This window comes from Hymenobacter sp. B1770 (genome assembly GCF_049896385.1).
Taxonomy (GTDB): domain Bacteria; phylum Bacteroidota; class Bacteroidia; order Cytophagales; family Hymenobacteraceae; genus Hymenobacter.
Window position 1 is genome coordinate 1 of record NZ_JAFCUF010000025.1, and the last position, 1,647, is coordinate 1,647.

Genomic DNA, 1,647 nt, shown 5'->3' on the forward strand with positions numbered 1-1,647 from the left:
AGGTTGGCTCGTGGCCAACACGTCGGCCCAAACCTGCTCGAAGCCCTGATGGGCCAATTACGGCAGAGCTTCAAAATGAGCGAAAATTCCTGTTTATAATGGGTAAAGCTACGGGCAAGGTCCTGGTATATTCGGCCATTTCCGCTGTTCCTGCGTAGGCGCGGAAACACCTTTATCCTTCCAATCCTATGCCCAAGACGTCATCTCCTCGCAACACCCCACGCCACCACCGCGACATCGTCGTCATTGGCGCGTCGGCTGGGGGCGTTTCGGCCCTGCTCGAGCTGGTCAAGGCCCTGCCCGCCGATTTTCCGGCGCCCATCTTCGTGGTGCAGCACGTCGGCGCCGATTCGCCCAGCATCTTGCCCCAGCTGATGAACTCGGTCTCGGCGTTGACGGCCCAGCACCCGCAAAACGGCGAAACCGTGACGCCCGGCGTGATTTACGTGGCCCGACCCGACCACCACCTGCTGCTGGAAGGCAATACGGTCTTGGTGACGCGTGGCCCGAAGGAAAACCGGTTTCGGCCTTCCATCGATGCCTTGTTCCGTTCGGCTGCTTACACCTACGGGCCGCGCGTGATTGGCGTGGTGCTTACCGGTTACCTCGACGACGGCACCTCGGGGTTGTGGAGCGTGCAGCGCATGGGCGGGCTGACCATCGTGCAGGACCCCGCCGACGCCGAGCAGCCGTCCATGCCCAACAACGCGCTCGAGTACGTGAAGCCGGACCACCTCGTGACCATGGCCCAGCTGGCCCCGCTGCTGGTGCGCCTGACCACGGAGCGGGCCCCGGGCAAGCCCCACCTGCCCGCCGCGCAGCTGGACCTGCTCAAGATAGAGCTCACCATTGCCAAGCAGGGCGGCGGCTTCGAGCTGGGCATCATCGACAAGGGCAAGCTCACGCCCTTCACCTGCCCCGATTGCCACGGCGCGCTCACCCAGCTCATCGAAGGCCGGCTGATTCGCTACCGCTGCCACACCGGCCACGCTTACACCGTCAGCGCCCTGCTCAGCGAAGTCACCCAGTCGGTGGAAAGTTGCTCTATCAATCCATGCGGGGCCTGGAGGAAACCAGCATGCTGCTCGATAACCTGGGCACCCACTACCAGGAAAACGAGGAGCCGGCCGTGGCTAAACTGTTTTTTCAGAAAGCCGAAAAGGCCGGCCAGCAGGCCCGCGTCGTGCACGACTCCATTCTCAAGCACGAGGCGCTCAGCGGCGACCTGCAGTTTCAGCAGAAAATGCAGCCCCACCCGGCCGCCTGACCGGGCTGCCACCACCCAGGGTGCGGAAGTACCGCGCCGGAAAGGTGGCGGCCCCCGGCGGGCCCGTTTAAATTCGGCCGCGGCTACCCGACCATGGGACCCGTGCGCACATCAATACCGGCCCCTCAACCCGGGTAAGGGCGCTTAACGCGGGGTGTCGGCCGTCGGCCGGGAGCTGCTGCCCAACGCGCCGCGGGGGTTTCCGCCTGCTTGGAACGTACCTTACAGAAAATTCTGTTTGCCCGCCGTTTAGGGCGTAATGCTGTGCCGAACACCAACCTTGCTTATCGCAGCATAGCCCGGCCGGCGGCCGACGCGGCGGCGCACCGCCAGCGGCTCCACGCGCTGGTCCAGGGTGCGCCGGCCTGCTTGGCCAGCTT

At 64.7% G+C, this 1,647-nt stretch carries 1 protein-coding gene; it reads left to right on the forward strand.

Annotated features, from left to right (window positions below; translation table 11 throughout):
- Positions 1-188: 188 nt before the first annotated feature.
- On the forward strand, positions 189-1,415 hold the full coding sequence (locus ACP7AJ_RS21170; protein WP_426062225.1) for a chemotaxis protein CheB: 1,227 nt from the start codon (positions 189-191) through the stop codon (positions 1,413-1,415).
- Positions 1,416-1,647: the final 232 nt, after the last annotated feature.